30 protein-coding genes are annotated in these 25,885 nt (G+C 40.2%); 11 read left to right on the forward strand and 19 right to left on the reverse strand.

Features of this window, described 5'->3' with window-relative positions:
* Positions 1-1,389, forward strand: coding sequence for an FGGY-family carbohydrate kinase (locus tag AC1DQW_RS02505; RefSeq protein ID WP_477452687.1), 1,389 nt, complete (start codon positions 1-3; stop codon positions 1,387-1,389).
* 183 nt (positions 1,390-1,572) lie between these two features.
* On the opposite strand, the gene AC1DQW_RS02510 is transcribed toward AC1DQW_RS02505, so the two are convergent.
* The 7 genes from AC1DQW_RS02510 to AC1DQW_RS02540 form a co-directional block, all read right to left on the reverse strand.
* Positions 1,573-2,430 (reverse strand): alpha/beta hydrolase, encoded by an 858-nt coding sequence (locus tag AC1DQW_RS02510; protein WP_477452688.1) that lies wholly within the window; start codon positions 2,428-2,430, stop codon positions 1,573-1,575.
* Between the two features lie 195 nt (positions 2,431-2,625).
* Positions 2,626-3,462: a ThuA domain-containing protein gene (locus AC1DQW_RS02515; RefSeq protein ID WP_477452689.1), complete on the reverse strand. Its 837-nt coding sequence runs from the start codon at positions 3,460-3,462 to the stop codon at positions 2,626-2,628.
* A gap of 513 nt (positions 3,463-3,975) precedes the next feature.
* Positions 3,976-4,191 (reverse strand): hypothetical protein, encoded by a 216-nt coding sequence (locus AC1DQW_RS02520; RefSeq protein WP_477452690.1) that lies wholly within the window; start codon positions 4,189-4,191, stop codon positions 3,976-3,978.
* A 133-nt stretch (positions 4,192-4,324) separates the two neighbouring features.
* On the reverse strand, positions 4,325-4,540 hold the full coding sequence (locus tag AC1DQW_RS02525) for a hypothetical protein (RefSeq protein WP_477452691.1): 216 nt from the start codon (positions 4,538-4,540) through the stop codon (positions 4,325-4,327).
* Between the two features lie 110 nt (positions 4,541-4,650).
* Positions 4,651-4,929: a YciI family protein gene (locus AC1DQW_RS02530; RefSeq protein WP_477452692.1), complete on the reverse strand. Its 279-nt coding sequence runs from the start codon at positions 4,927-4,929 to the stop codon at positions 4,651-4,653.
* 29 nt (positions 4,930-4,958) lie between these two features.
* Positions 4,959-5,327, reverse strand: coding sequence for a VOC family protein (locus AC1DQW_RS02535; protein ID WP_477452693.1), 369 nt, complete (start codon positions 5,325-5,327; stop codon positions 4,959-4,961).
* A 50-nt stretch (positions 5,328-5,377) separates the two neighbouring features.
* Positions 5,378-5,968 carry a TetR/AcrR family transcriptional regulator gene (locus tag AC1DQW_RS02540; protein WP_477452694.1) on the reverse strand — a complete coding sequence of 197 codons (591 nt, stop codon included), beginning with the start codon at positions 5,966-5,968 and terminating at the stop codon, positions 5,378-5,380.
* Between the two features lie 281 nt (positions 5,969-6,249).
* Between AC1DQW_RS02540 and AC1DQW_RS02545 the strand changes: the two genes are divergently transcribed.
* Entirely contained in the window at positions 6,250-6,480 is a 231-nt protein-coding gene (locus AC1DQW_RS02545; RefSeq protein WP_477452695.1) for a hypothetical protein, read from the forward strand.
* A 202-nt stretch (positions 6,481-6,682) separates the two neighbouring features.
* Positions 6,683-8,917 (forward strand): tetratricopeptide repeat protein, encoded by a 2,235-nt coding sequence (locus AC1DQW_RS02550; protein WP_477452696.1) that lies wholly within the window; start codon positions 6,683-6,685, stop codon positions 8,915-8,917.
* A gap of 170 nt (positions 8,918-9,087) precedes the next feature.
* Here AC1DQW_RS02550 and AC1DQW_RS02555 read toward each other — a convergent pair whose 3' ends face one another.
* Together AC1DQW_RS02555 and AC1DQW_RS02560 are read right to left on the reverse strand one after the other, a co-directional pair.
* On the reverse strand, positions 9,088-9,450 hold the full coding sequence (locus AC1DQW_RS02555) for a hypothetical protein (protein ID WP_477452697.1): 363 nt from the start codon (positions 9,448-9,450) through the stop codon (positions 9,088-9,090).
* A 232-nt stretch (positions 9,451-9,682) separates the two neighbouring features.
* Complete coding sequence (locus AC1DQW_RS02560; protein WP_477452698.1) at positions 9,683-9,994, reverse strand: hypothetical protein; 312 nt, start codon at positions 9,992-9,994, stop codon at positions 9,683-9,685.
* Positions 9,995-10,258: 264 nt separating this feature from the next.
* Between AC1DQW_RS02560 and AC1DQW_RS02565 the strand changes: the two genes are divergently transcribed.
* Positions 10,259-10,597: a hypothetical protein gene (locus AC1DQW_RS02565; protein ID WP_477419422.1), complete on the forward strand. Its 339-nt coding sequence runs from the start codon at positions 10,259-10,261 to the stop codon at positions 10,595-10,597.
* Between the two features lie 173 nt (positions 10,598-10,770).
* The gene (locus AC1DQW_RS02570; RefSeq protein WP_477452699.1) at positions 10,771-11,649 is read left to right on the forward strand and encodes an alpha/beta fold hydrolase; all 879 of its coding nucleotides are present in this window, start codon (positions 10,771-10,773) and stop codon (positions 11,647-11,649) included.
* Positions 11,650-11,739: 90 nt separating this feature from the next.
* Here AC1DQW_RS02570 and AC1DQW_RS02575 read toward each other — a convergent pair whose 3' ends face one another.
* Both AC1DQW_RS02575 and AC1DQW_RS02580 read right to left on the reverse strand, forming a co-directional pair.
* Positions 11,740-12,150: a hypothetical protein gene (locus AC1DQW_RS02575; RefSeq protein ID WP_477452700.1), complete on the reverse strand. Its 411-nt coding sequence runs from the start codon at positions 12,148-12,150 to the stop codon at positions 11,740-11,742.
* An 84-nt stretch (positions 12,151-12,234) separates the two neighbouring features.
* Positions 12,235-12,429, reverse strand: coding sequence for a hypothetical protein (locus AC1DQW_RS02580; protein ID WP_477452701.1), 195 nt, complete (start codon positions 12,427-12,429; stop codon positions 12,235-12,237).
* 190 nt (positions 12,430-12,619) lie between these two features.
* Between AC1DQW_RS02580 and AC1DQW_RS02585 the strand changes: the two genes are divergently transcribed.
* A complete protein-coding gene (locus AC1DQW_RS02585) occupies positions 12,620-13,321 on the forward strand; it encodes a S24 family peptidase (RefSeq protein ID WP_477452702.1) in 702 nt (233 codons plus the stop codon).
* 41 nt (positions 13,322-13,362) lie between these two features.
* Here the strand turns inward: AC1DQW_RS02585 and AC1DQW_RS02590 are convergent, their stop codons facing one another.
* Positions 13,363-13,677 (reverse strand): hypothetical protein, encoded by a 315-nt coding sequence (locus AC1DQW_RS02590; RefSeq protein WP_477452703.1) that lies wholly within the window; start codon positions 13,675-13,677, stop codon positions 13,363-13,365.
* A 608-nt stretch (positions 13,678-14,285) separates the two neighbouring features.
* On the opposite strand from AC1DQW_RS02590, the gene AC1DQW_RS02595 reads away from it, so the two are divergent.
* Positions 14,286-14,597, forward strand: a complete 312-nt coding sequence (locus AC1DQW_RS02595; protein WP_477452704.1) for a hypothetical protein — start codon at positions 14,286-14,288, stop codon at positions 14,595-14,597.
* A gap of 573 nt (positions 14,598-15,170) precedes the next feature.
* Here AC1DQW_RS02595 and AC1DQW_RS02600 read toward each other — a convergent pair.
* The 7 genes from AC1DQW_RS02600 to AC1DQW_RS02630 form a co-directional block, all read right to left on the reverse strand.
* Positions 15,171-15,473: an RNA recognition motif domain-containing protein gene (locus AC1DQW_RS02600; protein WP_184548773.1), complete on the reverse strand. Its 303-nt coding sequence runs from the start codon at positions 15,471-15,473 to the stop codon at positions 15,171-15,173.
* A 157-nt stretch (positions 15,474-15,630) separates the two neighbouring features.
* Positions 15,631-16,224, reverse strand: coding sequence for a hypothetical protein (locus AC1DQW_RS02605; RefSeq protein ID WP_477452705.1), 594 nt, complete (start codon positions 16,222-16,224; stop codon positions 15,631-15,633).
* Positions 16,225-16,754: 530 nt separating this feature from the next.
* Positions 16,755-18,008 carry a BamA/TamA family outer membrane protein gene (locus AC1DQW_RS02610; protein ID WP_477452706.1) on the reverse strand — a complete coding sequence of 418 codons (1,254 nt, stop codon included), beginning with the start codon at positions 18,006-18,008 and terminating at the stop codon, positions 16,755-16,757.
* Positions 18,009-18,081: 73 nt separating this feature from the next.
* The gene (locus AC1DQW_RS02615) at positions 18,082-19,068 is read right to left on the reverse strand and encodes a hypothetical protein (RefSeq protein ID WP_477452707.1); all 987 of its coding nucleotides are present in this window, start codon (positions 19,066-19,068) and stop codon (positions 18,082-18,084) included.
* A 2-nt stretch (positions 19,069-19,070) separates the two neighbouring features.
* Positions 19,071-20,537: an MBOAT family O-acyltransferase gene (locus tag AC1DQW_RS02620; RefSeq protein ID WP_477452708.1), complete on the reverse strand. Its 1,467-nt coding sequence runs from the start codon at positions 20,535-20,537 to the stop codon at positions 19,071-19,073.
* A 55-nt stretch (positions 20,538-20,592) separates the two neighbouring features.
* On the reverse strand, positions 20,593-21,057 hold the full coding sequence (locus tag AC1DQW_RS02625) for an RES family NAD+ phosphorylase (RefSeq protein WP_477452709.1): 465 nt from the start codon (positions 21,055-21,057) through the stop codon (positions 20,593-20,595).
* A 134-nt stretch (positions 21,058-21,191) separates the two neighbouring features.
* Positions 21,192-21,695, reverse strand: coding sequence for an antitoxin Xre/MbcA/ParS toxin-binding domain-containing protein (locus AC1DQW_RS02630; protein ID WP_477452710.1), 504 nt, complete (start codon positions 21,693-21,695; stop codon positions 21,192-21,194).
* 557 nt (positions 21,696-22,252) lie between these two features.
* Here AC1DQW_RS02630 and AC1DQW_RS02635 point away from each other — a divergent pair.
* The 4 genes from AC1DQW_RS02635 (at position 22,253) to AC1DQW_RS02650 (ending at position 25,852) form a co-directional block, all read left to right on the forward strand.
* Positions 22,253-22,711: a hypothetical protein gene (locus AC1DQW_RS02635; protein ID WP_477452711.1), complete on the forward strand. Its 459-nt coding sequence runs from the start codon at positions 22,253-22,255 to the stop codon at positions 22,709-22,711.
* Between the two features lie 68 nt (positions 22,712-22,779).
* Positions 22,780-24,048: a PBSX family phage terminase large subunit gene (locus AC1DQW_RS02640; RefSeq protein ID WP_477452712.1), complete on the forward strand. Its 1,269-nt coding sequence runs from the start codon at positions 22,780-22,782 to the stop codon at positions 24,046-24,048.
* Positions 24,049-24,455: 407 nt separating this feature from the next.
* Positions 24,456-25,163 (forward strand): hypothetical protein, encoded by a 708-nt coding sequence (locus AC1DQW_RS02645; RefSeq protein WP_477452713.1) that lies wholly within the window; start codon positions 24,456-24,458, stop codon positions 25,161-25,163.
* A gap of 248 nt (positions 25,164-25,411) precedes the next feature.
* Complete coding sequence (locus AC1DQW_RS02650; RefSeq protein WP_477452714.1) at positions 25,412-25,852, forward strand: hypothetical protein; 441 nt, start codon at positions 25,412-25,414, stop codon at positions 25,850-25,852.
* Positions 25,853-25,885 lie beyond the last annotated feature (33 nt).

Here is a 25,885-nt window from a genome sequence, read left to right on the forward strand (position 1 = left end):
ATGGCGCAAATACCCGTTATAGCTGTTTTTGATGTGGGTAAAACCAATAAGAAGCTATTCCTGTTTGATGAAAACTATAAGATAGTTTTTGAACGGACGGCCCGCTTCATGGAAACCCACGACGAGGATGGCGACCCATGCGAAAACCTCGACAGCCTGCGCTTATCCGTATTTGATTCGCTGCGCGAGATCTTTAAGCATAAGGAGTTTGATTTAAAGGCCGTCAATTTCTCTACCTATGGGGCAAGTTTTGTTTATGTAGATGAAGATGGCAGGCCCTTAACCCCATTATATAATTATCTTAAACCATATCCACCAGAGTTAGGCAGGCAGTTTTACGAAACCTATGGCGATGAAGCCCGGTTTGCCCGCGAAACTGCCTCGCCTGTTTTGGGTAACCTCAACTCAGGTCTTCAATTGTATCGGCTTAAATACCAGCAGCCAGAAGTTTTCAAAAAACTTAAATATGCCCTGCACCTGCCGCAATACATGAGCTACCTGCTCAGCGGCCAGATGGTTACGGATATAACCAGCATAGGCTGCCATACCGCTCTGTGGGATTTTGGGAGCAACAATTACCATCATTGGGTTAATGACGAAGGCATATTGCCCAAAATGGCGCCCTTAAAACCTGCCGACAGCGTGCTGCCTTCTGTGTTTCCGGGCAGTACTTTTTGTGTGGGAGTTGGCTTGCATGATAGTTCTGCGGCGCTTATACCCTACCTGGTGAGCTTTAATATGCCCTTTGTGCTCATATCTACCGGCACATGGTCTATCAGCTTAAACCCTTTTAATCAAACGCCGCTTACTGCCGATGAGCTAAAGAACGATTGCCTTAACTACCTGCAATACAAAGGCAGCCCGGTTAAAGCATCGCGGCTTTTCACCGGCTACGAATACGAACAGCAGGTAAAACGCATTGCTGCCCACTTTAACCAGGACGAGATAAGTTACCGCACCCTCAATTACGATCCGGCAATAGCTGCAAAGCTCAATACACAAACTATACTACACAGCCAAAAACAGGAAGGAGAGTTACAAAAATCTGTTTTTGAACAGCGCAATCTAAGTGACTTTAGTACTGATATTGAAGCTTACCATCAATTGATGATAGATATAGTTAACCAACAAACCATATCAACCAATTATGTGCTACAAGGATGCAAAGTACAAAGGATTTTTGTTGACGGTGGGTTTAGTAAAAACAGTGTGTTTATGCACCTGCTGGCACTTGCATTTCCGCAGTTAGAGGTTTATGCGGCTTCAATGGCACAGGCTACGGCTGTAGGCACCGCACTGGCCATTCACCAATGCTGGAATAGTAAAGCGCTGCCGCATGATTTGATTGAGTTGAAATATTATTCGGGAGTGCAAAATGAGGTGGTGTGATCTGCTCATTGTCATTGACGTAAAGGCATGGAGCAATCGCAAACTGAGCATACACGTTCGATCCGTCGGCGAAAGACTTACGAAGTTTTAAAAACTTCGTAAGTCTGGGATTTTGCGACTTATCATAGGTACATGAGACGGTACATGAGACGCATGATTACCACGCTCAATGACATTTTTTGATTACATCCCTCTTATCAAACCCACAATATCTGCAACAACTTCGGCATCCTTAATGATTCGATCATGTCCGGGACCAGTATATTCATGTGTAATAACCTCAGGATTAACGCTCAAAAATTCCCGGAGGTAATCATAAGGCGAAACTTTATCCTCCTTATCAAAAGCCAGCCAATGCTTTAGCGCAGCATTGCCTATATATTTATCATCAATGTCAAAATAAGAAGCATCCATACCAAACAGTTCTTCAAAGCTTTCAAAAAACTTATCCTGTGCCGATACAGGCACTTCGGCAGCATCCATAGTGGCTATAAAGTTTTGTTTAAGCTTAATAAGCGGCGCAATACTAATCTGCAATGCAGGCTTAATACCAGTTTCGTTAATGGCAATTACATTAGCCATGGCCCCAAGCGAATGCCCAATCATTATATCAGGAGCACCATAGGTTTTAATAACCTCTTCGGCGGCTTTTGAAAAAAGTATCAGGTTGGATAATTCCCCTTCTGAACTGGCATTACCCGGCGCATCAAAAGCAATAATCTGCAAATCTTTAATGGTTTTTAAAGCTGCTATCATTTCATCAAAATCAATTGCTTTTGAACCCCATCCATGTGTAATAAGTACTTTTTTACTGCCATCCCCCCATATAAAACCGTTAAATTTTAATGCCGACCTGCTAAAATGAGGATCATAAACCTCAAGGCTAAACTTAGTGGCTTCATCCAGCAAAGTTTGTTGCTGCAACCTTGTCTGCATTTTTGGCGGATAGCAGATGAGCTGCCAAAGCATATCGGTAAGATCCTGATTTTCTTTGTTCTCTAATGCCAGGATTTGTTGGTGCAACAATTTTAGTTTCTTCATGAAGCGACAGTGTATTAGGGGGCTAAGGTAGGGAAGTGTTGTTACATTAGAAAAACTGCTATCTCGGCATCGCGAAGATTCATTCCGTGAATTATGCAAGTCGTATTTGTATGACGTATAATAGATGCTTCACTTGGTTCTGCATGACAAAAAAATCAAAAGCCCTCTCCTTTGGAGACGATTTGGGTGGGGCTTTTACTTCCTACCCAACCACAACAAAGCATTTATAAGCAACTGGTTCTGCGTATCATTATCAAATGTTTGGGATAATGATTTATCTGTTCCGCCATCATAGTCCATATCGTTGTGACCCATGTTAAAATAAACCATACGGTATTTTTTATTGATCCATACCACAGGATAGTAACCACTGTGCCAGATTTCATGCGGCTTTGGTCCGGTACCCAACGGAAAACTGGTTGAGTCGATAGATAATAAGATATCAATATCCGGATTTTTACGCAGGTCATGCTCCCATCGGTACCACTCATTTGGTTGTGTTTTGAAGGTTGCTGGCAAACCTTTGGTTACGGGATGTTTGGCATCCGCTACCCGTAAAATAGCCGATGTAGGGTGCCAGGTATTACTTACATACTGGCCCGATCCCAGGAACTCATTATGGTACCAATCCCAATTTTGCGGATAATCCGACGGCGTAAGCGCGAATGCAGAGAAATGGAAGCCCATCCAGGCGCCGCCATTTTTCATGTATTGCTCAAATGCAGCCCGTTGTGCAGGATCATCCGGCCGGGTATCTAAAAACAGCACCACCTGGTATCTGGCCAAAAAATGCTGATTCATGTTGCCCCAGTTATTGGTAGAATCGTAGGTAAAATTGTATTTTTTGCCCATCTCCGGGAAACGCTTATTAGCTTCGTGCACAAAACTGATATGCGCCTTATCATTTCGGCCGGTGTAAAAGGCAATCACTTTAAAAGGTTTTTTGTTTTGTGCAGCGGCAGTGTAAAAGTTTAAACAAATTATACAAAACGCAATTACCGGCGCTGTAATTTTTGAAATGCGGGTGGTCATGGTTATTGGTTGCTGATTGTTGTGTAAAACTAAACCATTTTAAATTAATGTGGAATGTGGGATGAGCGGTAGAGGCCCATAGACCATTGTCCATAGCCAAAATCATCGTAGTAAACCCAAAAATCACACTAATCGGTGAAATCATAATCAATCGGCGAAATCCATTTCAAAAAAAAACAGCCGTTGCATTACGGCAAACGGCTGCTCCTAAGTTACTGCCCCTGATTACATAACTTATTATTCAAAAGTATAGCAGCAGAATTATAATAATGCAAGGGATATTACTGAATTATCATTCGGGATTTACTTGTTTTATATTGAGGATTTTACGCACCAGGTTACTCCTACTATAAAAGCTGCAAGCCAATTTATTGATTTTAAACTGTATATATTAAAATAAAAATGCCCGGTTCAAAACACCAGGCATAATATATTAAAATAGGTACATAAATTGGGGGCAAATATATAAGCCATATTACGGGCTTTTTTTTTACTGCCTTATAGTGAATATCCTTAGGCCGCGGAAATATTATTGACTTTTTGCTGTTTTTGATTGTACCAGATGCCAATTGTACAAATAGCTATACTCAGCAACAAAAAAAACTCGATGTAAATATGGATAAAAGGGATGCCTTGCGAGGTAGATACAAACATCGAAGAAAGATCTGGCAGCAGTAAACCCAATAAAGGAAAGCCGGCGAATATTCTGAAAATTTTTAATTCTTCCATACTTAATCATTTAATAAGCACAATATACAACTTCAGGGAGTAAAAAGCAAATATTATAAGTAAAAAGAAAGTATTATTTTCTTTACGCTTAAATTAATGCAAAAAAACTTTAGTTGGGTATATTATAAATAAGTTATAAACCTAAGTGATCTTCAATGCCTTTGCCTATTTGCTGCAGCGGTATTTGATGATCACCAAAACGGTGTTCTATAACCTCCCAACCATGAAAACTTGTTTTGGTGATGATATGAAACGAGGAGTGATTAAAAACATTATAGATAGCTTTACCCGTTGTTGCCCTGATAATCTTATATATTTTTTGATTAACTGCTAACTCAAAAGATTCCATAATAATGTTTACACAAACATATATGGTAATATACTTAGAAACAAGTACTAAACTACCCGTATTTTAACCCATTGTAAACCCGGTGTTTTAACGGATACAAAACCGGTAAATTAAAAAGGCATAGCCCTAACCAGCTCAAGCATATTTTGGCGTACTGCCGGGTCGTTATCTATAATTTGCTCCAGTTCGGTATCTGATGCTACATAAACAATTACAAAATTGCGGCCCTGGTTCCAAAAGTCGCCGCGTAATAATACTTTACCTATTTTTTTAAGATTTTCATAATAGCTAACGCGCTCGGTAATACAGGGTTCATTATAGTTAGTTTCTTTTTCTTCAAAAAACAGCATCACATGATGCGGATTTTTATAGGCTGATGCTGGTATCATAACAAGATGATTATGTATTTAATACTTAATTAGTTATTGCAGGTTACCTCGGTAAGTATATTACCAGGGGCATTAAAATAAAAGCCATAACCACCACGCATATTTGCAGGGGCCTGTTCGGCAGCAAAGCCACCGGCTAAAAGGCGGTTATATACGTCGGTAACATCCTGGCGGCTCTCAAGCAGGAAACCAACGTGAAATGCATCCGGAAAAGTACTGTTACCATTTCGGTTAAAATTGTTAGCCATTAGTACAAGTGTAAAGCCATCGATACCCTGTAATATGGCAATTAAGTTATCGCCCTTTTTTTCGGTACATTTAAAATTAAAGTACTGTTCAAAAAAACTGCTGCTGGCCGCAACATCGCTTACCGGCAGGTTGATATGGTTTAATTTCATAATTATATATCTTTAATAAATTAGCGTTCGCATTTTATCAGTTCAATTTTTTAAGGTTTTAGTGCTTTTATAACCAATTGCAGGGCTTGCATCATCAGGTCGTCATTCAATTCAAAGTTTCCGTTTGCATAACTGCGGCCCTGGTAGTGAAATTTTATAAGCTGGTATAAGGGCGCAAAGGCTATTGACCAGTATACTTCAAAAGGCAATTGAATTAATTGCTTTTTCTCCATGGCATTTTGCACAAATGGCCCCAATATCGACCCAAAATTGTTGGTGAGCATTTTACTTACCTCTTCGTAATAATGGGTGTATCGCATAATCTCAATAAATTCCATTTCCAGCGGGAAACTTATAAAGTATGTCATTCGGTTACGCCATTGCATTTTAAGCCCATCGGCAAAGTCCATTTCGGGTAAAAAGTTTTTAAAGCTATATTCCATCATTTTATTTGCCACTTCTATACACAATTTAATGATCAGGTCGTCCTTATCCTTATAATATATATAAATGGTAGCCGGCGAAACACCAGCGGCTTTCGCCAGTTTGTTAACGCCAAATCCGTCCAGCCCTTGCGCTGCTATCATTTCAATGGCTTTTTGGCGTATAAGCAGTTCTTTATTTTCGTCGCGTGGTCGCATAGTACAAATATAAGTGAGCGTTCGCTTATTTAAAAATAAATTTTTCTTTTCTTTTTTCGTCAAGGTTTCTTAGTCATAATTCCCTATTCATCAAAACCAGTTGCACTTAAGTTTTTATGCCGATTTGTTAAAGATTCACCTTCCTTTTTAGGCTGATAAAAAAAGTAACCAAAAAGAAAACAAAGCAACCCAAAATTTGTATTATAGTTAATTTTGATTTTTATATAAATTATAACAAAATAATACCTACCTTAGCATAATCATACTAAATGTTAATAATTATGGAAAAATTAATAATATTGAGAATGTTTTTCTGCTTCCCTTTATTTGGGTTGCTGCTTCCGGATGCCGGAATTTTCCTTTCAAGCAATTCGGGGAGAATTCCCCCAATCCGTCTTGGCATTGAAATTGGATTAATCCTATGCATTTTGATTTGTACTGCTGCTATTACTTATGGCAAAAAACGCAATCAAATTATGCAGGGCAAAGAAAACGGGGCATCATATTCGTAGCAGGCAACATCTTTACTCAAACTCTCCGGCTTAAAGTAATTTATGATGTTTTATACAAATGGGGCTATTATGCCCCAAATTTCTACTACCATTTTTTTCAATTTGCATTATAATGTAAATTAGGTGCCTTTCCTTTCGGTATGGCCTTTGCTATAGCAGTATTGGTTTTTTATGGATATTTGATCAACCGCTATTTCATAAAATGAAAAAAATCTTATTCCTTATACTTTTTCCACTATCTACCGTTGCCCAAACAGCAAGTACCTATATTCAAAATGGAAATGCAAAGGCCACTATAAATGATTACAGGGGTGCTATCGAAAACTTTACCCGGGCCATTCAGTTAAATGACAAAAACAGCGATGCATACTTTTATCGTGCCAATGCCAATGGAAACCTGAAAGATTATAAAGCGGCCATTGCCGATTATTCCAAAACATTATCGCTTAAACCCGATTTCACTACGGCCTACTACTATAAAGCCAACGCCGAAAGCAGCATACAGGATTACCAGGCTGCCATTGCCGATTTTAATCATGCTATTGCAATCGGCCCGAAAACCGGCGAGATGTACCTGTATCGCGGTAACGCAAAATCAAATTTGAACGATAATGCAGGCGCAATTGCCGATTTTACCCTTGCCTTACAATTTGCGCCTGATAATGCCGAAATTTATGAATATCGCGGGCTTGCCAAAAATAACAAGGGCAATTATGCTGCCGCTATTGATGATTACAACATTGCTATCAAACTAAATCCACAAAAACCGGCAGTTTACCAATACCGCGCAGGTTCAAAAGCCAGCATGGGTGATAAGGAAGGGGCTATAGTCGACTATACTACAGCAATTACCATGAATCCACAAAATGCAGAAGCTTACCTTTATCGCGGGAATGCCAGGGCTGATATCCATGACTACAAAGGAGCGGTTGATGATTATAAAAAAGCAGCGTCCTTAAATGCCGGGCTCAAAAATGTATTCTTATACCTTGCCAATGCCGAAAACAATATGGGCAATAGCCCCGGCGCACTCGATTATTTTAATAAATTAATTAATCAGCACCCACAACTTAGCGAGCCTTACCTTTACCGTGGCCTGGTTGAAAGTAATATGAGGGCATATGATAAGGCAACAGCAGATTTTAATAAATCAATATCACTTGGTAACAAAACTTCAGAAGCTTATCAAAGCCGCTCCTATGCAAAACTCTCAATGAAGGATGCTCCCGGAGCTAAGCTCGATGCAGATACAGCTATTTCCCTGGACCCTAAAAGTTTAAATGCGTATATAGGTCGCAGTAAGGCAAAACTGGCCATGAAGGATACAACCGGCGTAATGGCCGACCTGGCTTTAGCTATAGCAATCAACAATAAAAGCGACGAAGCCTACTTAGTACGCGGCGATACCCATCGTGACCTTGGCGATATAACTGCCGCTATTAACGATTATACCAAAGCCCTACAAATAAACCCCTATTATACCTATGCCTACTTAAACCGCGCTATAGAAAAAGATAAAATGAATGACAAGGCGGGTGCAGTAAAGGATTTTGAAAAACTGATATCCATTGCACCTAAAAAAGAGGAAGCATATGTCCGTTTAGGTAAAGTGGTTAATTTTTATAAATACACAACAAACGGTGTGCAGTTATTTACTGCAGCCATAGCGCTAAACCCGGCGAATTCAAATTTTTATCTTTATCGCGGCGAGGCGAAAGCCAATGCAGGTGACACCAAAGGCGCCATGGCCGATTTTGATACAGGTTTAATTAAAGACCCTAAAAATACGGCTATATTATTAAAACGAGGATTACTCAAAGTTGGCAATGATGATTATACAGGGGCCTTGGCCGATTATAATACATTTATTAAGATCGATTCTGTTTCTGATGTTTCAGCATTAGCTTACCAAAACAGGGGTTATTTATTATCGAAAAAAGGGAATTATAAAGCGGCGATGCAAGATCTGGATAAGGCCGTTTCTATTTTCTCAAATGATGAAACCTTCTTATTCAGGGGTGATGTTAAACTGGCTTTAAAGGATTACGCAGGTGCAGCGGATGACTACCATAACGCTATTTACCTTAACCCAACTTATGCAAGGGCTTTGGCACACAGCGGCATTGCCAAAAGCTATTTGGGTGATGCACAAGGCCTTACTGATGATTTTGCAGCTGCTCTAAAAGCCGACCCTAACAGCGCTGATACTTATATTGACCGTGGCGCTGCAAAACTAAACCTGAAAGATGCAGCCGGCGCCGTTGCCGATTGCAACCTGGCGTTAAAGCTTAGTTTAAAAAACTCAAGAGCCTATTTACAGCGGGGGCTTGCCAAAATAGCGCTTAACGACAAGGCCGGCGCCTGTGCCGATATGAACAAGGCTGTTGAACTGGGCTCAAAAGAAGCCCCTGCGTCTATTGCAAAATATTGCAAGTAGGAGTTTCAGATAAAGGATTTTTAGACGAAGGACTTTCGGACAAAAGCTTAGATATCGCAAAAAAAGGTCTGGCTCGTAACAAGCCAGACCTTTTTTGTAATATACTTTTCTATGTCCTTTATCCGAAAATCCTTTGTCCTTTGTCTAAAAATCCTTCTTCCAAAAATCAATCAAACTGCTTTCCTATCGCTGCTCTGTAGCTGTGCCTTAAGTTCTTTAAGTTCCATTTCATAGGCGCGCATGCGGGCCTGTAAAATATCCACTTCGGTACGCATCATTTGTATTTCAGTTATCAGCTTGGCCGACTCGGGTTTGTTGATCTTTTTTTCGCCGCTGCCAAGGATAAGCCATTCGGGGGAATATTTGAGCTGGAAACAAAGTTTACGGATAAGATAATAACTGATGTCCTGCTTTTTATTAATCACCTTGCTAATAAAACCCTGATCAACACCGATAGCACCAGCCAAACCCAACTGACCTCCGTGCTCCTGCACTATTACTTTTAACCGTTTTATTATTGCTTCATCAGACATATGTGGCTGCAATAATAATCATTTTGTTTAATTGTTTATTGGTTCAATTACTCATTAGTTCTTTAATGCCTAATGATATATTATATCAATAATCTACCCAGCCAAAAAACCTGATTAAGCTATTTATGTCACAAAAAATTATCCGGGCTTTTTAAACCAGAAACATATAAACCGTTATATCAAACATGAAAAGCCTGCCCCAATAACCTAATTAATCCCGATGATGAATAAATTACTTTTGTACGGCCTCTGCCTTGCGCAGTAATTCGTTAAGGTGTTTGTTGAAAATATCGATGCTGATACGGCCGGCTTTATAATCGGCTGTTGATTTATGGAATTGCTGCTCTATGTTCGCATCAGCATTACTGAGTACTTTATTCAATCTTTCTAATTTTTGCCCCATGCTTTGCATCATCAGCAATGGTTCAACATCACGGGTCTTACTTAGTGTTTTTTTCACTTTATTACGCTGCTGTTTATCAAAGTGTAATATCAAAAACACTGCTACCGATCCAATAATTACAAAAAAATAAAAAGAATCCATAAAATTAACTTAAAGTTGTTTACAGTATCGTTTATTACGACGCTTGTTGATGATAGGTTACAGCTATTTTTAAACAAATACTTCAATACGTTTACCTAAAATTACACTGCATCTTCCTTTTTGATAAAGTCGACAGCGATCTTCCTGCTCACCACATTGTAATTTATACTTTTGCACTTTTAAATTCCGGTTTAAAAAGCGGTACTTTGTGGCACATTAATTGGCATGCAAAACCAAACACCGCTTTAAAACCCTTATAATATTATGAAACCAGGAGACAAGGTAATTTGCATTAACGACAAGATAGATCCGGAAAAAAGCGAAGAAATAAGACGCGACTTTGAGATCTGGATCACCAGGGATAAGGAATACACCATCCGCGAGATATTAGATAACAATGGCATTGTTACCGGGGTATTATTAGATGAAGTGCACAATTTCCCTAAGTTTTTTAAACTAATTAACCGTTTCCAGGAACCGGCGTTTGCCCAATGGCGTTTCCGCAAGCTTAACTACGCCAGTCAACCTGCAGAAGCCATAAGCGAAGTAGAAGAACTGGTAGAACAACTGGAGCAGGAAAAACAGCAGGTGAAGGTAAAGTAGACTTTCTTTTTCGGGCAAAGACACTAAGCTTGCCCTTTTTTCTTTCTTTGCAACTTCATATCGTTACATGAAATGCTTTAACCCGCAACCTTTGTTTGGTTAAAATAAGTTAAACACTTGCGCAAACAATTTCGGCACCGGATATTTATATAATTATAAAACCCGATGCCGAAATGAAAAAATCACCTGCCTTAATCCTGTTTTCAATTTTTATAGCTGTAATATCAGCTTGTAATAGTCCGTCAAAAAGCCCTTCATCCGATCCAGTAAAAGTGCAAAGCAATGGTGTGAATGTTGCTTATACTGATAGCGGCAAAGGCGATACTACACTACTGTTTGTACACGGATGGTGTATTAACCAAAGTTACTTTACAGACCAGATTGATGCCTTTGGTAAAAGATACCGGGTAGTTACTATTGACCTGCCTGGCTTTGGTGAATCGGGTAAAAACCGAAATTCGTGGACCGTTGCTGACTTTGGGAAAGACGTTACCGCCGTAATTAACCAATTGAATTTGCAACATGTAATTCTCATTGGCCATTCCATGTCGGGCGCTATTGTAGTACAGGCTAAATTAGACGCGCCGGATAAAGTTATCGGACTTGTAGGCATCGATAATTTTAAAGAATATAGTACAGAACCAGAAAGCCAGCAATCAAAAGCAGAATTTGCCGCCGTTATAACCGCGCTTAAAAAGGACTTTAAAAAAGTAGTTTCTGGCTATTTTATTAAATACCTGTTTTACAAAACTACCGACACCGCCCTGCGTAAACGCATACTTAATGATGTTACCCATACCGATAGCGCTATTGCTATTGCCTGCATAGAAGACAACAACAGCTTTAACACGGCAGCGAAACTAAAAGAGGCCAAAATGAAAATTCACCTTATCAATAGCGATAATACGCCTAATGATACCACCGGTTTTATTAAAAATGGCATCCCCTATCAACTATTGGTTGTGCATACCACCGGCCACTTCCCCATGGCCGAAAAACCAAAGGAGTTTAATGAGCTTTTGCAAAAAGCAATTGATGATATAAAAAAGTAATTAGCAGATAGATAGTTATGACCAAACGTGTTGCGGTTGACTTTATTTGAAAGTTGGTTTTTTTATGCACACAATGCCATTTAGCATATGTTATTCATAACTTCCGGCTGCCTCGGTTTCTACAAGCTGGGTAAGTATAGCTTTTAAGGTAGCCTCACGAGCCCATTGCTGCTCTATGTTTGAGGCATCCTCCTGGTACCATTTGAGGGGAGTATTTATTTCGATACGTGCCCTGTAAACAAAATTTTTGGTTGGATGCATTTTACTCCCCTCGTAGCTGTTAAGATTTTCGCCTTTAATTATTTTAGCAAATTCGCGTGCTTTGATATCCAGCTGCAGGCATTCATCAAGCGAATTTTTAAAATCCTGTTTGTCCTCCAGCCAAAGTGTTAGGATTTCATCGTTAAGGTCGTGGTCTGCAATAGCTATCCGGCTGTAATCATAGTCAACAGAGATAATCATCCACCAAAGCTGGTCTTTTAATTTTTGTGCGATTTTCATTTTATTTGTTTTTTAGTTTATTTATTCATCAGTTTATTGGTCTTAACGGGGGTAACCTTTTAACCGCCTGCGTACCGGCAAAGCTTACCTGAAAGTGGGCATCCAGCCCGGGAGGTACTTTTGTATGGCAACAATCTCTTTATCAAGTTTTTTGCAGGCCGCCTGGTAAGCCAGGTAGCGCAAAAGCGGTTCATGCTGGCAGGTATCATCATTGGGTATACATGAATATTGGGCACTGTTAGTTTCTTCCTGTTGAATGGCTGAGTAAGCTATATGCATTTTTTTGTGTAATTAGTTAAAGCTTTTTTCTTTATTTCCGTATACAGTATCTCTGTATTAATTTTCTTTATATTCTGTGTAATAAAATTTGTTTTTTACTAAATTTATATTACTTTAGTAAATCCCAACGGAACAAATATAAAGAATAATCTTTATAATAATCAAGAAAAATCTTTAAATAATTATCATCATGGATAATGTATCAAAACCCGGTAAAATCAAAACCATTCGCCCGGAAACCCTGGAGTTTATTATTCTTTATAACCAACTCAGGGGGAAGGCTTTTACGGGTAACGCACAACTTGCCGAGGTGCTGGGCTTTAATTCACCCAGTTCTATTACCGAAATTGTAAAAAGCAGGCAAAATATCGATCCTGAAAAATTCAGAATTTTTAAAGAAAAATATAAAGATTTTTTACACGCTAAAAAAACCACAACAAATCAAGAAAATAATACAGTAAATAAAGCAGAGGAGGGGATTCCGATGTTCGAAATTATAGCCACCGCGTCGGGTGTAGAAGTGTATAATGATATAAATGATTCGCACCCGGTTGGGCGTATGAACTTTCCGGGTATTGAAGATTGCGATTTTGCCTTACCTGTTTGGGGGCACTCGATGTACCCTTACCTGGAGAACGGCTGCTGGGTAGCCCTAAAGATCATCCACGATAAAAAGATATTGCCCGGAGAAGTTTATTATATTGAATGGGGCGATTACCGCATGTACAAACGCCTGCTTGCCGGCGATACACCGGATGAAGTAATAGCACACTCCGATAACACTACCGAAATGGTTGGCAACCGCCTTAAGTATGCCCCCTTCCCTATTAATGTAGCCGACATAAAAAAACTTTGCCTGGTTAAGGATATTCATAAAAAACACAATCATTAGCCCCCCAGCCCCCTAAAGGGGGAGTTTTTTTGATTGCTTATTCAATTCTCCTCCCTGAGGGGGCCGGATGGATTCTCTATTCTGAATATCATACAATCTATATCTGTTTTTAAGCTCTCAATAAGCTCTTCTAATTCGGTTTTTGATAAATCATCCCTAAAGTCGCTCTGCCTGGTGTTATTGATATACTGCAAATAGGTGCCGACCATGAGGTTGTGTTTTTTATTAAGGCGATCGCCATCATAAGCAATCATTTTAAACAAATGGTCAAGGTGCGCATAGTAATTGCGTTTAGTCAGACCTTCAATATCAACCGATTCCCGCTTAAGTTTCCTCAAAAATTCGTCGGGGCTCATAATTTATTATTTATGTTAAAAATTTGCTGCATATACACCCACGTAAATATATGAACAATAGGAAAAAACACCCACTATTTGCAAGCTATTTTATAATAATTACAAATACTATCGGTTGAAGAAATAAATAATCCTAAAAATTATAAAGTATCTTAATATTTAAAACACCTTAATTATTTTTGTTGTTATTAATAAATATTCACAACATATGGCAATCAACGTTCTACACTTCGTTACCCGCCAGCTAAGCGTTGGCAATACACTACAGAATATTGTTTTTTACGCACTGTTGTTATTTTTATTTTGTTTAATAATTGCTCAGCTTCAAACAAAACATAAGCATTCAAAACAACGTTCAATCGCCAAATAAGCTTTATTTTGTTTTGCAAATTGTACCCGCTGCTTTAGGCATTAAGATCACGGTGAACATTATCAGCACTAATAAAATAGCTCAGCAACCCTCATTTGCCTGGTATTTATTAACATTTTGCCATTTTATTAACAATGCATTAAATTTTTACAGTCAATATCCTTATATTTAGTACAACCAAATGCCGCAGCCAACTCGCACACTGCGCCTAAATTATAAACGCTGAGAAAGAAATAAGATGGAACCTGTAATGACGCTTGTAATTGCCGCAATTGTTGCCGCTATACTTTTAGTTATGTTTAATAAACAGCAAGTAAACAAGGTAAGTAATAACCTGTACGCCGATGATGTGCAGCAACTTTACCTGCTTACTGCAGCAGAGTATAAAATTAACGCCTTAGAAAAGCTGCAACAACTAAATATTGACCATGAGCTGGCCAAATTAACTACCGCATTCAAAAGTGGAGAGATCCAGTTAAACGAACTTAATAAAGGGCTCGACTATTTATTAAATGAATTTAATGTATCAGACCTTGCCCAGGCCTGCTAAATTTAATGTATTAAATCAGCCGGTAGCTTTGTAAAGCTGCTTGGTTTAGTTTAATATAAATAAACCGTCGTTGCGAGGTATAAAATCCGAGAGAATCTGAAGGGTAAATGACGTTGCCAAAAGGGCTGTCATGCTGAGTTGTAAAATTTAGCGAAACTCTGAAGGGGAAATGACGTTTTAAAAGGTTTGTCATCCTGAACGGAGTGAAGGATCTATTCGCAGACTGTACAGGGCGAAGAAGCATAGCGGAGAGTAGATCCTTCACTCCGTTCAGGATGACAAAAAGGTTTTTTTTTAAAACACGTCATGGGTAGTCCGTCGAAGCAAAGTGGGCAAAGGCCTATTCGCGCGACCCTTCGACAGGCTGCCATTGACAAGTCTACAACTTACTGATTATCAATACTAAAAAAATGTCATTTTCAATGCGATTATTTGCAAGCAAATAAAGGTTACTCAGGATGACAGGCCGTTTTCCGGAAGATATACAGCCAACGTTAACAACCCAATTCCCGGGCATAAAAAAAGCCGGACATGCCGGCTTATACTTAAAGAATAATAATTTTTTATTCGTTGTTAGTTACGTCTGAAACCGCCTTTGCCACCGCCGCTGTTACCACCGCCGTTAAACCCAGGACCTTTATCTTCGGCTATATTAACCGTTATCCTGCGTCCGTAATAACTTGCACCATTCATACACCTAATCGCCTCTTTCGCTTCGTTATCGTTCACCATCTCCACAAACCCAAAACCCTTACTCTCTTTTGTTTCGCGGTCTTTAATGATCCTGAGCGATTTTACCGGCCCAAAGTCACCAAAAACAGCTGTTAATTCGGCCTCATCTACTTCTAAAGGAAGCCCTGCAATAAATACTTTCATCAATGTCTTTAAAATTTGGATAAAGGTACAAAAAATTGAGGGCATTTTAGTAGCCGCCGGAGTAAATAGACGGGTTGCAACGGATTTTTTACCTTTAAATTACGCAATGGGTTTTGGCTTATAACGCAGGTAAACCTGCTGATATGTAAAGGTATTTTTATTTAAGCTGAAGCTCAAAACTACCTTCAACCCTGTAAAACGGAGAGTTTTCTTTATCGTCCTTAGCTAAAAAAGTAAAGAAGCTTCCTTTAGCTATTGTGTTATCCTTATTGTATTTATTCAAAGTTATTTTCCCCGATTCGTCTTTTCCAACAAATTGGGTTAAAGTGTATTGCAGCAAAGGTTTTTTTTCGTCAACCGTAAAAAGAAACTGGCTTCCGGCTACCTTGCTGTTAATATTGGCAGATGCAAAACCTTCGGAGCTTATTCCAAAACTCATGGTATGCGCCTTATTAATGGCGGTAATTCCAAAATACTTATTATCGCCATTGTGCACATTGATAAAAGCTATTGAATCTGTTGAAGCATCAAATGTATAGGTTGAATCTTCAATAGTTACTTTCAATATACCTTTTCCGGCTAAGAAGTTTCCGGGAGCATTTTTTATACCTAATGATACACTATCGGCGGCAGTGGCGGTTTTAGCAGTTTCCATACCTTTCACACTCTCATCTTTCTGACAGGACGAAACCATCACCGAAATGAGCAAAATGAATGAAATGAACCACTTAGTAAACCTTATACTGTTCATATAGTATATTGTATGGCTAAAGCTAATAATAAAAACTTTAAAAATTTATCAACACAATAAATTTAATAAACATTTAACACTTTTTAACCACTGTGGATAAATACAGCCGAAATTATTACTGTTAAGTTATATTTCAAAAACCCACAACAACCACGTCATTGCGAGTGGTAAAATTTCACGAAACTCTGAAGGGGAAATGACGTTTTAAAAAGTTTGTCATCCTGAACGCAGTGAAGGATCTATTCGCAGACTGTACAGGGCGAAGAGGCATGGCGAATAATAGATGCTTCACTACGTTCAGCATGACAAAAGGCTTTTTTTTGCAAACTTGTCATGAGTAGGCACGAAGCAATCCCTAACTATGCAGATCGGATTTGCAGAGCTACTCTGTAAGGTGGGGATTGCTTCGTACCTCGCAATGACGGTATGTTTTTTTTATCTCTAAACAGCTTTTAAGAAAAAACTTGCAAATCAATTGCGCCTTTGCGTGAAAAATCTCTTAACGTGCTACCGGTTTAGCAACATCAGCACTAAAATACCTCACCCACATTGATAAATAAACCGCGTGAGCCTTCGCGGCCAAAACCATAATCGATAGCTATATTGGTTTTTGATACTTTGTTAAGTTTAACACGCAGGCCCGGGCCAAAGGCGGGTTGTATCGCCTGCAGCCTGCTGCCCGGCGCTGCCGAAAAAGATTGCCCGTTTACAAACAGCACACCGCCTAATAAGCCATTCCGGCTTATTTTAAAACGGTATTCGCTTTCAAGATATACCATTTGCGCGCCCCTGAACCTCCCCTGTATATAACCCCGTCCGGTGGTAAAACCAGGATCGTGCCCGGTAGCCGGCAGATCAAGATAGGCCGGCCGGCCGCTAAGCACCAGCCAGTTGTACGACCAAAAGGCAATTACATTATCTGAATTTGCAGGCAACCGGTAATACTTTCGTACATCAATAATTAACGATCGCCACGGCGTAGTGCTCCCCAGGAAAGTAAAGTTATCACGATAATTTATTAGGGTATAAAAGCCGCGCGATGGATTAATAGAGTTATCGCGACTATCAAACAAGGTACTAAAGGTCACCCCTGTTGATATGGCACGGGATACAGGTCCGTACCGCTCATAATCTGATACACCTCCATTTAACTGCCCTTTTTCGGCCATATTCCAGCGATCATCAAAAATATACCCAAGGCCTGCAAAAAAATTGCCGCCAATATTCCGTAGTACAGTTTCATTAAACCTAAAAAACGAGTAAACAAGCGGGTTCTCATTGTGTATATCTGATTGGGAGCCCAGGCCAAAACTGCTTTGAGGGTATTTGTAAAACCTTAAATCGCCAATAAAAGCGTATTGATTACCTTTTGTATAGATGTTGGATTGCAGCGGAATGATCACCTGCTTTTTTTGAGTATAGGCAGGATTTATGGTTATGGTAGATATGCGCGCCTCCGGGCTGGTGCGAAAAGCTATATTGCCCGAAATAGTAGCGGCCAGGCCTGTTTGCAATGTATAACCAACAGCCGGCAAAATAGACAAAACAGGCTTTGTGGTAATTGAATCAACCTTTACCTGCTTGTCTGTTTTAACAAAAGCAGCTTTTATAACATCAAATATATCTTTTTCATAAGCCGTATCAGCGGGGGCAGCAACAAGGGTATCCTTTAGCTTCGACTTACCAATGGGGATGTACTTTTTATCCTGCGCGTACAATACCGTGCAACTTAACAACAGAACGATGAGCACAAAGCTAACATTGAATATTTTTTTGCCAGCCATTATTATTTGGCATTTTAAAGTTAGGTAACGTTGCAAGTATAAAATAATTAACCAATTTACCGGCAAGCGGTTTTTATTTTTCATAAATCTGCCGGTATATCAGGTTACCTACCCGCTTCCTGTAATGGTAGGCATCGCTGTTGTAATTATACTTATTGGCGGTTATGCTGTTTATGCCCGAATAATCATAAACGTTCGCGGCGGTAAACATCTGGTTAAGCGCCTGGAGGTCGCGTGGGTTTATCTTAATCTGGTCATACAATGGCGCTATAACAATTTTGTATACGGTATTGTGTTTTTTTAATAAGGCAGCAATTTTAAGTAAAAAGGGATACTGTATCATGTCAATCTGCCGTACGGCATACTGTTGTTGAGATGGTCGCTTATAAAAAATGGTGTCGGTATTCTTGTAGTAATTAGCCGAATCGAGCGTAATGGACAATTCCGAATTAGGCGTCCAATCGTTAGTCACCGGATCGGGATCGCCGCTGGCCATACCTGCAAAACCTGTCATGTAAGTCCTTTGCTTGTGAAAAAGTGTATAATCTACGCTGGTTATAAACAGCCGGGGTGTTTTTAAATAGTACAGGTAATCTTTTTTATAATAATCGTATTTTGATATGCCTGTTACTAAATAGTGGTCGGCAGTTATGTCGCCCGAGTATTTGAACGCCTTGTCAACGTCAATCAAAATAAAAACATTCCTGATGGGCACCTGTAATGAATCGATAAGTTTAAGCCTTTTATAAATATTTTCAACATTTTCGTTCCATGCGCCAAATGAAAAAGCACTGCTGTTTGGGGGCAGATATTTTGCCCACTGCCGGGCGGTATGCGCGGTAGAACGCGAAYTGCCAAAAATAAATGAATCGTAATGGTATTTGTCCAGGTTATTCAGGAAAACCATCGTTGATACATTTCCCCGGGACAACAGCCAATAAGTTGAATTGTAAGATTTATGGGTAAATATGGTTTTAAATGGATCGGTAATTACATAGCATAAGCTCAGCACAAAAACGGGTAATAAAAACCAGGCAACCTTTTTAATTAATTGCGCCATAGTTAAAACTGAAAATAAATAAACTGTTTACCGCCCGAAACATTTAACGTTATAAGCGCAAATAAAAACGCATAATAAATTATCCACCGCACATAAGTTGGCTTGTAGCTAATTAATTGAATAACACTATGTTTTTTTTGCAATAGGTGTACCACCTCTAATAATACTATACCCAATACGCCTATCCACAACTCCTGCCCTACCAGGCCCAAATTAACGTGCGATGGCCGATGATGGATAATGTTGACCACATCTGTTAAAGTTTCGGTGAATATACCTTTAACTACATATATGGCTACGCCGATGGATTTTGCCCTGAAGAATATCCAGGCGAATGTTACCAGCATAAATGTAATGAGTATACTGGAGGTATTATAGAACCATGAGTCATCCTTTAATTTGACCATATTTCGCAGCTTATTTTTCAACGGACTGATTACCTGGGCAAATACCATATACATACCGTGCAATGCACCCCAAACTATAAATGTCCAACTGGCCCCATGCCATAGGCCGCTTACCAGGAACACAACAATCAAATTTAAATACCAGCGCGGCCGACCTACCCGATTGCCCCCAAGCGGAAAATACAGATAATCCTTAAACCAGGTTGAAAGCGAAATATGCCAGCGGGCCCAAAACTCGCGTATACTTTTGGCGTGATAAGGACTGTTAAAATTCTTCATCAGCGTAAAGCCCATTACCTTGGCCATGCCTATAGCCATATCGGCATAGCCAGAAAAATCGCAAAAAATCTGGAACGAGAAAAACACGGTTGCAATTAAAAAGCTAAGCCCATGATGATGATAAGGATCATCATATACATTATCAACCACGGTAGCAAGCCTATCGGCAATTACAATTTTTTTAAACAAGCCCCAGGCCATCAGCTTCAGGCCGTCTGTTATCCGCTTATAATCTATATAGTGCTTTTCATAAAACTGGTGCAGTAAATTCTGGGGGCGTTCAATAGGGCCGGCAACCAGCTGGGGGTAAAACATTACATATAGTGCGTATATGCCAAAATGCCGCTCGGGCTTTTGATTACCACGGTAAACCTCAATGGTATAGCTCATTGCCTGGAACGTGTGAAACGATAAGCCAATAGGCAATAATATGGTTAAATAAGGAAATGGATTTGCCCGGTGAAAACCGCCAAGCAAAGCAGTGATGTTGGCGTTTATAAAATTATAGTATTTAAATACCGCCAGAATGCCAATATTGGCAACAAGACTGCATATTAATAAAAACCGGCGCCTTTTACCTGTGGCCTGTTCAATAAGGATGCCGGCAAAGTAATCTATAACAATGGTAAAACCCAATATGAGGATATATACCGGCACAAATGCCATATAAAAATAACAGCTGCTTAAAAGCAATAGCAGCCACCTGTATTTATGCGGCAGCGCAAAATACAAAGTGGTTACAACCGAAAAAAAAATTAAAAAACTTATCGAGTTAAAAAGCATGCCTCTTCAATTCCCAATTTTAATCAAATTTTCCTGTATCCGGGAGCTACATCTTTCATTGTGCTTTCAATCGCGGATCAAAAGTAAATTTGTTTACGCTGCGAATTTTTATTTTTTCAAAATCCGGGTGGGCCGGGTTAAGCAGGTAGTTATACTCCATGTCGATAATAGCCGATGGCACTTTTAAAACCGCGGTTTCCATGTTACGCAGCCAGTTATCGCCCAATTGCTGGGTAATTGGGTAATTGATTACCTTATGCCAGTTGGCATCAAGTTTTGTAAGTTGCCTGATAGTAATTTCGGCTACAGGCAGTTTATCCGGAATTTCAATAATGGTGACCGAAAAAACACCGCTATTTAAGGATGTGCCCACGGAATGCGCCAGTTTTTCGAGACAGGAAAGAGCAAGGGACCCGCCGGTATAAATTACATACTGTCCCAACGTGTTCCATCGCCCGTCTATTCCAGATCCTTTACGGTCATGGGCATATTTGGTTTGGCTGATACGGTAAACGTGCAAGGTGTGGAGAGTTGTGAATAGTGAGTGGTGAGTGGTTATTAATTTTGGTTTAGACTGGTTTATAAGTTATAATAGTGCTTGAGCAATTAAAAATATAACCACTCTCCACACACACAATCAACCGTTCTCCAATATTAAGCCAAAACCCCGTAATCAATACGGATAAGCTGGGTTAATACGATGCTGATGCCGGTAAGGGTATCAAGCAGATCAAAGGGTACGGCATCAATGCCGGGATTATAATGCTTAAGCCAGCTTTTAAATTCATCAAGGGTGCCAAAGGTATCAAGGCCCTTATCAAAAAGTTCAAAAAGCTGAATAATGTGCTCGCTAAGGCCCTGGTTTAACTCACGGGAACTTTGTATATGCTTGCGCAGGGTTGGCTCGGTGATATCAAGCCATTTGGCAATATCAATTTGCGTAGCGCCGGTAACCTGTATTAAATCGGTGATGGCGGCGCTCCGTAGCCCTTGTTTTATTGCCCCCAGCTTGGCCAGCGGCGATTTAAAGTAGGTTTCATAAGGCACCAAAAGATCATGCAGCATAAATGCCGCAGAGTTATCATGCTCAACATAGGGCCTTGAAGCAGTTTGCCCGGCCCCGGTTATTACAGCCTGCCTTTTAATTACTTTGCTCATACACAAATGTAATTATTTTCTATTTAAATAGAAAATAATTTTGTTTATTATTTTTTTTACCGTTCATGAGCTTGCCGGTTTATGAGTTTCTTTTCATTGTTTTAATAAGCGTTGATTTCAGAGATCAGCAACAACCAGGTCATTGCGAGGTACGGAGCAGCCGAGCTGGAAAAAACAGTAATGACTTGTATGGATACCACAATCACCTCGTGATCGTCATTGCGAGGAGGGACGACGAAGCAATCCCCAAAATACAGAGCGGATTTGCACAGCAACTCTGTAAATCGGGGATTGCTTCGTTCCTCGCAATGACGGATAAGAGGTTTATGTGTAAAAAAAATACATATTGATAATCAATAACTTACAATCATGTCATTATAAGTATCCCAAAACTCGGAAATCAAAGTCTCCCCAACCGGGGGAGATTTAGCGGGGGTTGATACTTCCAATAAACAAAATAACCAACGAACTTTTTTTACCAAAAAAATTAGCATATCTCAAAAATAATTCTTACATTTGATCCTATATTATGCCAATCGGCATTTAAAACATAAATCATGTCATCATCTTCTTCCTTAAAATTCAAAACTGCTCCGCAGCTGTTGCAGTTAATTGACGATTATTTTATCCACATCAAAGGTGAATACGAATACCAGCAGGTTAAAAGCAGCCCGGGTGCAGCTAAACTTAAAACCTGGATCCGTGAGCCCGAGCCGCCTACTTTAAGCAACCTCGCACTTTACCTGGGATTTTATAGCATGGACCAGTTTAAACAATATGAAAAACGGGCAGGCTTGATAAAACCATTCAGATACGCAAAATTACGCGTAGAAGCAGCTTATGAGCAGCAGCTTTTTGAAAAGCCAACAGGCGCCATATTTGCGCTTAAAAATGCGGGGTGGAACGATAAACCGGGCACAAAACACACCGGTGCAACTAAAACCCTCAAAGTTGAAATAACCAACACCGGCCCTATACCCGCCGGAAATGAAAAGGAAGTGGATGTTTTGATTTGAGGATTTGAAAATTTGAAAATTACTTTATCCCCTCTCCCTCTTCCTATTCCTCCAATGACTAATGACCAATGACAGCAAAGCGAAATGACCAACTAACCAATGACCCAAAATTCGAGGTCTCTATCCTTTTTGAGCAAAATTATAATACCGATGCGCACATTGTGGTAAACCAGGGCGGCACAAGCTCGGGTAAAACATATTCTATCGGGCAAGCCTTATTTTGTATAGCATGCCAGGCTGATAAGCAAGTAATTACCATTGTAGGCCAGGATATCCCTAACCTGAAAGCCGGTGTGTTGCGAGATGCCTTAACCATTTACAACAGCAGCGCAGCACTGCAAACAGCAGTAAAAAGCTATAATAAAACCGACCGTATATTTGAATTTCATAATGGTACCATTATCGAATTCAAGAGCTACGCAGATCCTCAGGACGCAAAATCGGGCAAACGCGACTACCTGTTCATCAACGAGGCCAACGGCATAACCTATGCTGTTTACCAGGAGCTGGCGCTGCGTACCCGTAAACGGATTTATATTGACTACAATCCCAACAACAGCTTTTGGGTACACGAGCACCTGGTAGGCCGGCCAGGTGTACAACTTATCATCTCGGATCATCGCCACAATCCGTTTTTGGATGATGGCGTGAGAAAAAAAATAGAAGATTTAAAAAAAGAGGACCTGGAACTGTGGAAGGTTTATGCCCGCGGCCTCACCGGGAAAATTTCGGGTCTCATTATTACCAACTGGTATGTTTGTGATCAAATTCCGCCGGATGCCAAACTGGTTGCCACCGGTCTTGATTTTGGTTTTACCAATGATGAAACCGCCTGCCTGCAGGTGTACCTGCAAAACGGCGAACTGTGGGTAAACGAGCTGTTTTACCAAACCGGCCTAACCAATACCGATATAGCTGTAAAGTTAAAGGCAGCAAGCGTAAGCCGCAAAACCGAGATCATTGCCGATAGCGCCGAACCAAAATCAATTGAAGAATTTAAACGTATGGGCTGGTATATTACCGGTGCAAACAAAGGCCGCGATAGCATCAACAACTCTATTGATATTCTTAAACGCTACAAAATAAACGTAACCCGTGCCAGCGTTAACCTGCGCAAAGAGCTCGACCGCTATAAATGGCGGGTCGACAGATCGGGCAAAACCATCAATGAAGCAGTTGATTCCTATAATCACCTTATCGACGCCTTGCGGTATGTGGCTTTAAACAAACTGAGGGTAAGCGGCGGAAGAAAATTAAGGTCCCGGTTGCCGTACATTCCACGGGCTGCCAGCCGGGGAGTTTTTGATGAGCTGATAGGCACCTATGGATTTGCATAATTTGCATAACAATTCATTACAATTATTTGATTTTAAGTCATTTATCGTCGGTGTTTATTTTAAACCCGCCATAACCTATATCAATTGCGAGTGATAAAATTTCACGACATTCTGAAGGAGGAACGACATTTTAAAGGTTTGTCATCCTGAGGAACGAAGGATCTATTTGCAGACAATACAGGGCGAAGAAGCATGGCGAATAATAGATCCTTCACTACGTTCAGGATGACAAAAAGTTTTTTTTGAAAGCTACCCTATTGAATACGCACAAAAAACGCTAAGATTTAAGCCAATCAATTGCGTCTCTGCGTCTTTGCGCGAAAAACTACATCCATATATAATATTACTATCCCTGTAATTACAACAATCAAAAAAACTCCTCCTCCAGGGGCTGGGGGGCACCAATTATGATCGAAAAAACACTAAAAACAACCCACGGAAAACTGCGTGTTACAATTCCCTCGCAGTTAAGCGATGTAACAATGGCACAAATGATGGCCATGCAGGCCAAACCAAATTTGAACGATATTGAGGCTATCAGCATCCTTTCGGGCATTGCCATTGATGACCTGTATTTGGTTAAGGACGCTAACGATTTCCTGGCCTTTGGCGATGCTGTGCTGGCATTATCGTACCAGATTAAACATCTGTACAACAGTGATGCCATACCTAAACAGGTAAGCTTTATGCTACCGCAGGCAAGTGGGCCCAAAACAATAAGGGTGATGCAAAACCTATCGGTTGAACCCGCTGGCGCGTTTATGGCGGCAAGGGATATTATTGCCGAAGAAATAAGCACCCATCTTAAACAATTTGGCGAAGACGATTGGAAAGAGAACTTTAACCCATCATTAAGCGCATGCTGCCAGGTATTGGCGCACTACTTTTATTGCCGGGCAACCGGCGAAAAATACAACGAATACCAGGCCGAAGAATTTACAAACGAAATAAAAAAACTACGGGTAACGGAGGCACTGCCCATCGCCAAACATTTTTTTTACTGTTATCCCAACTTATCGAGACCGAAAACAAACTTCTGGCTTCGCCTCCCACAGTACTGGAAAAACGGGCGGGGATTCAATCGTTCGAAAAATTTAAATACATCAACACCATAAACGCTCTTGCCGGCGGCGATATCACCAAATGGGACACCATTTTAAATATGCCCTATGAGCGCATCCTTACCAAACTGCTGCTCAACAAAACAGAGGCAGCGTATCAGAAAAGGTATGGCGATTTAGCCCCCTAACCCCCTGAAGGGGGAACTATAGTGCAAGTTTTACATAAAACATTAAACTGCCGATCCCTGTAAGGCAATCAAACATTTAAAACTCCCCCTTCAGGGGCCGGGGGCCTACTTTTTATGCGTAACCAAATAGAAGCCATAGTACAAACACTTACGGGTAACCCCGCGTTTGCATATGGCACACAAAACGAACTTAACACATTGGCCGATGACACGGCTTTTCCGTGTGTATTTATGTACCCGCTGCAACCCATCGAAGTATCGCCGCAGGTAAACGGATCAGTCGATAATACGTTTACCATTTACCTGGAGTTTTTGTTCAAAACCGATTTCGGGCAATTTACGGCCGATAATGAAACTTATGTGCAGCAGGCCTTGCAAATGGCCAACCAGTTTATTGTAAAGGCATCCAGGTACCGCGAAGGCGAAGGCCGGTATTTTCGGATTAAGGCCGGTATCAAAGCCAAATGCCTGCCTGTTTACAATAAGTTTGATGTAAATACTACAGGGATAGGGCTAACCATCACCTTGCCAACCATGTACTTTGATACATTTTAACCGGCCGGAATAATGTCTTTTAAAAAATCAAAA

It is taken from the genome of Mucilaginibacter sp. P5_A4 (genome assembly GCF_056400605.1).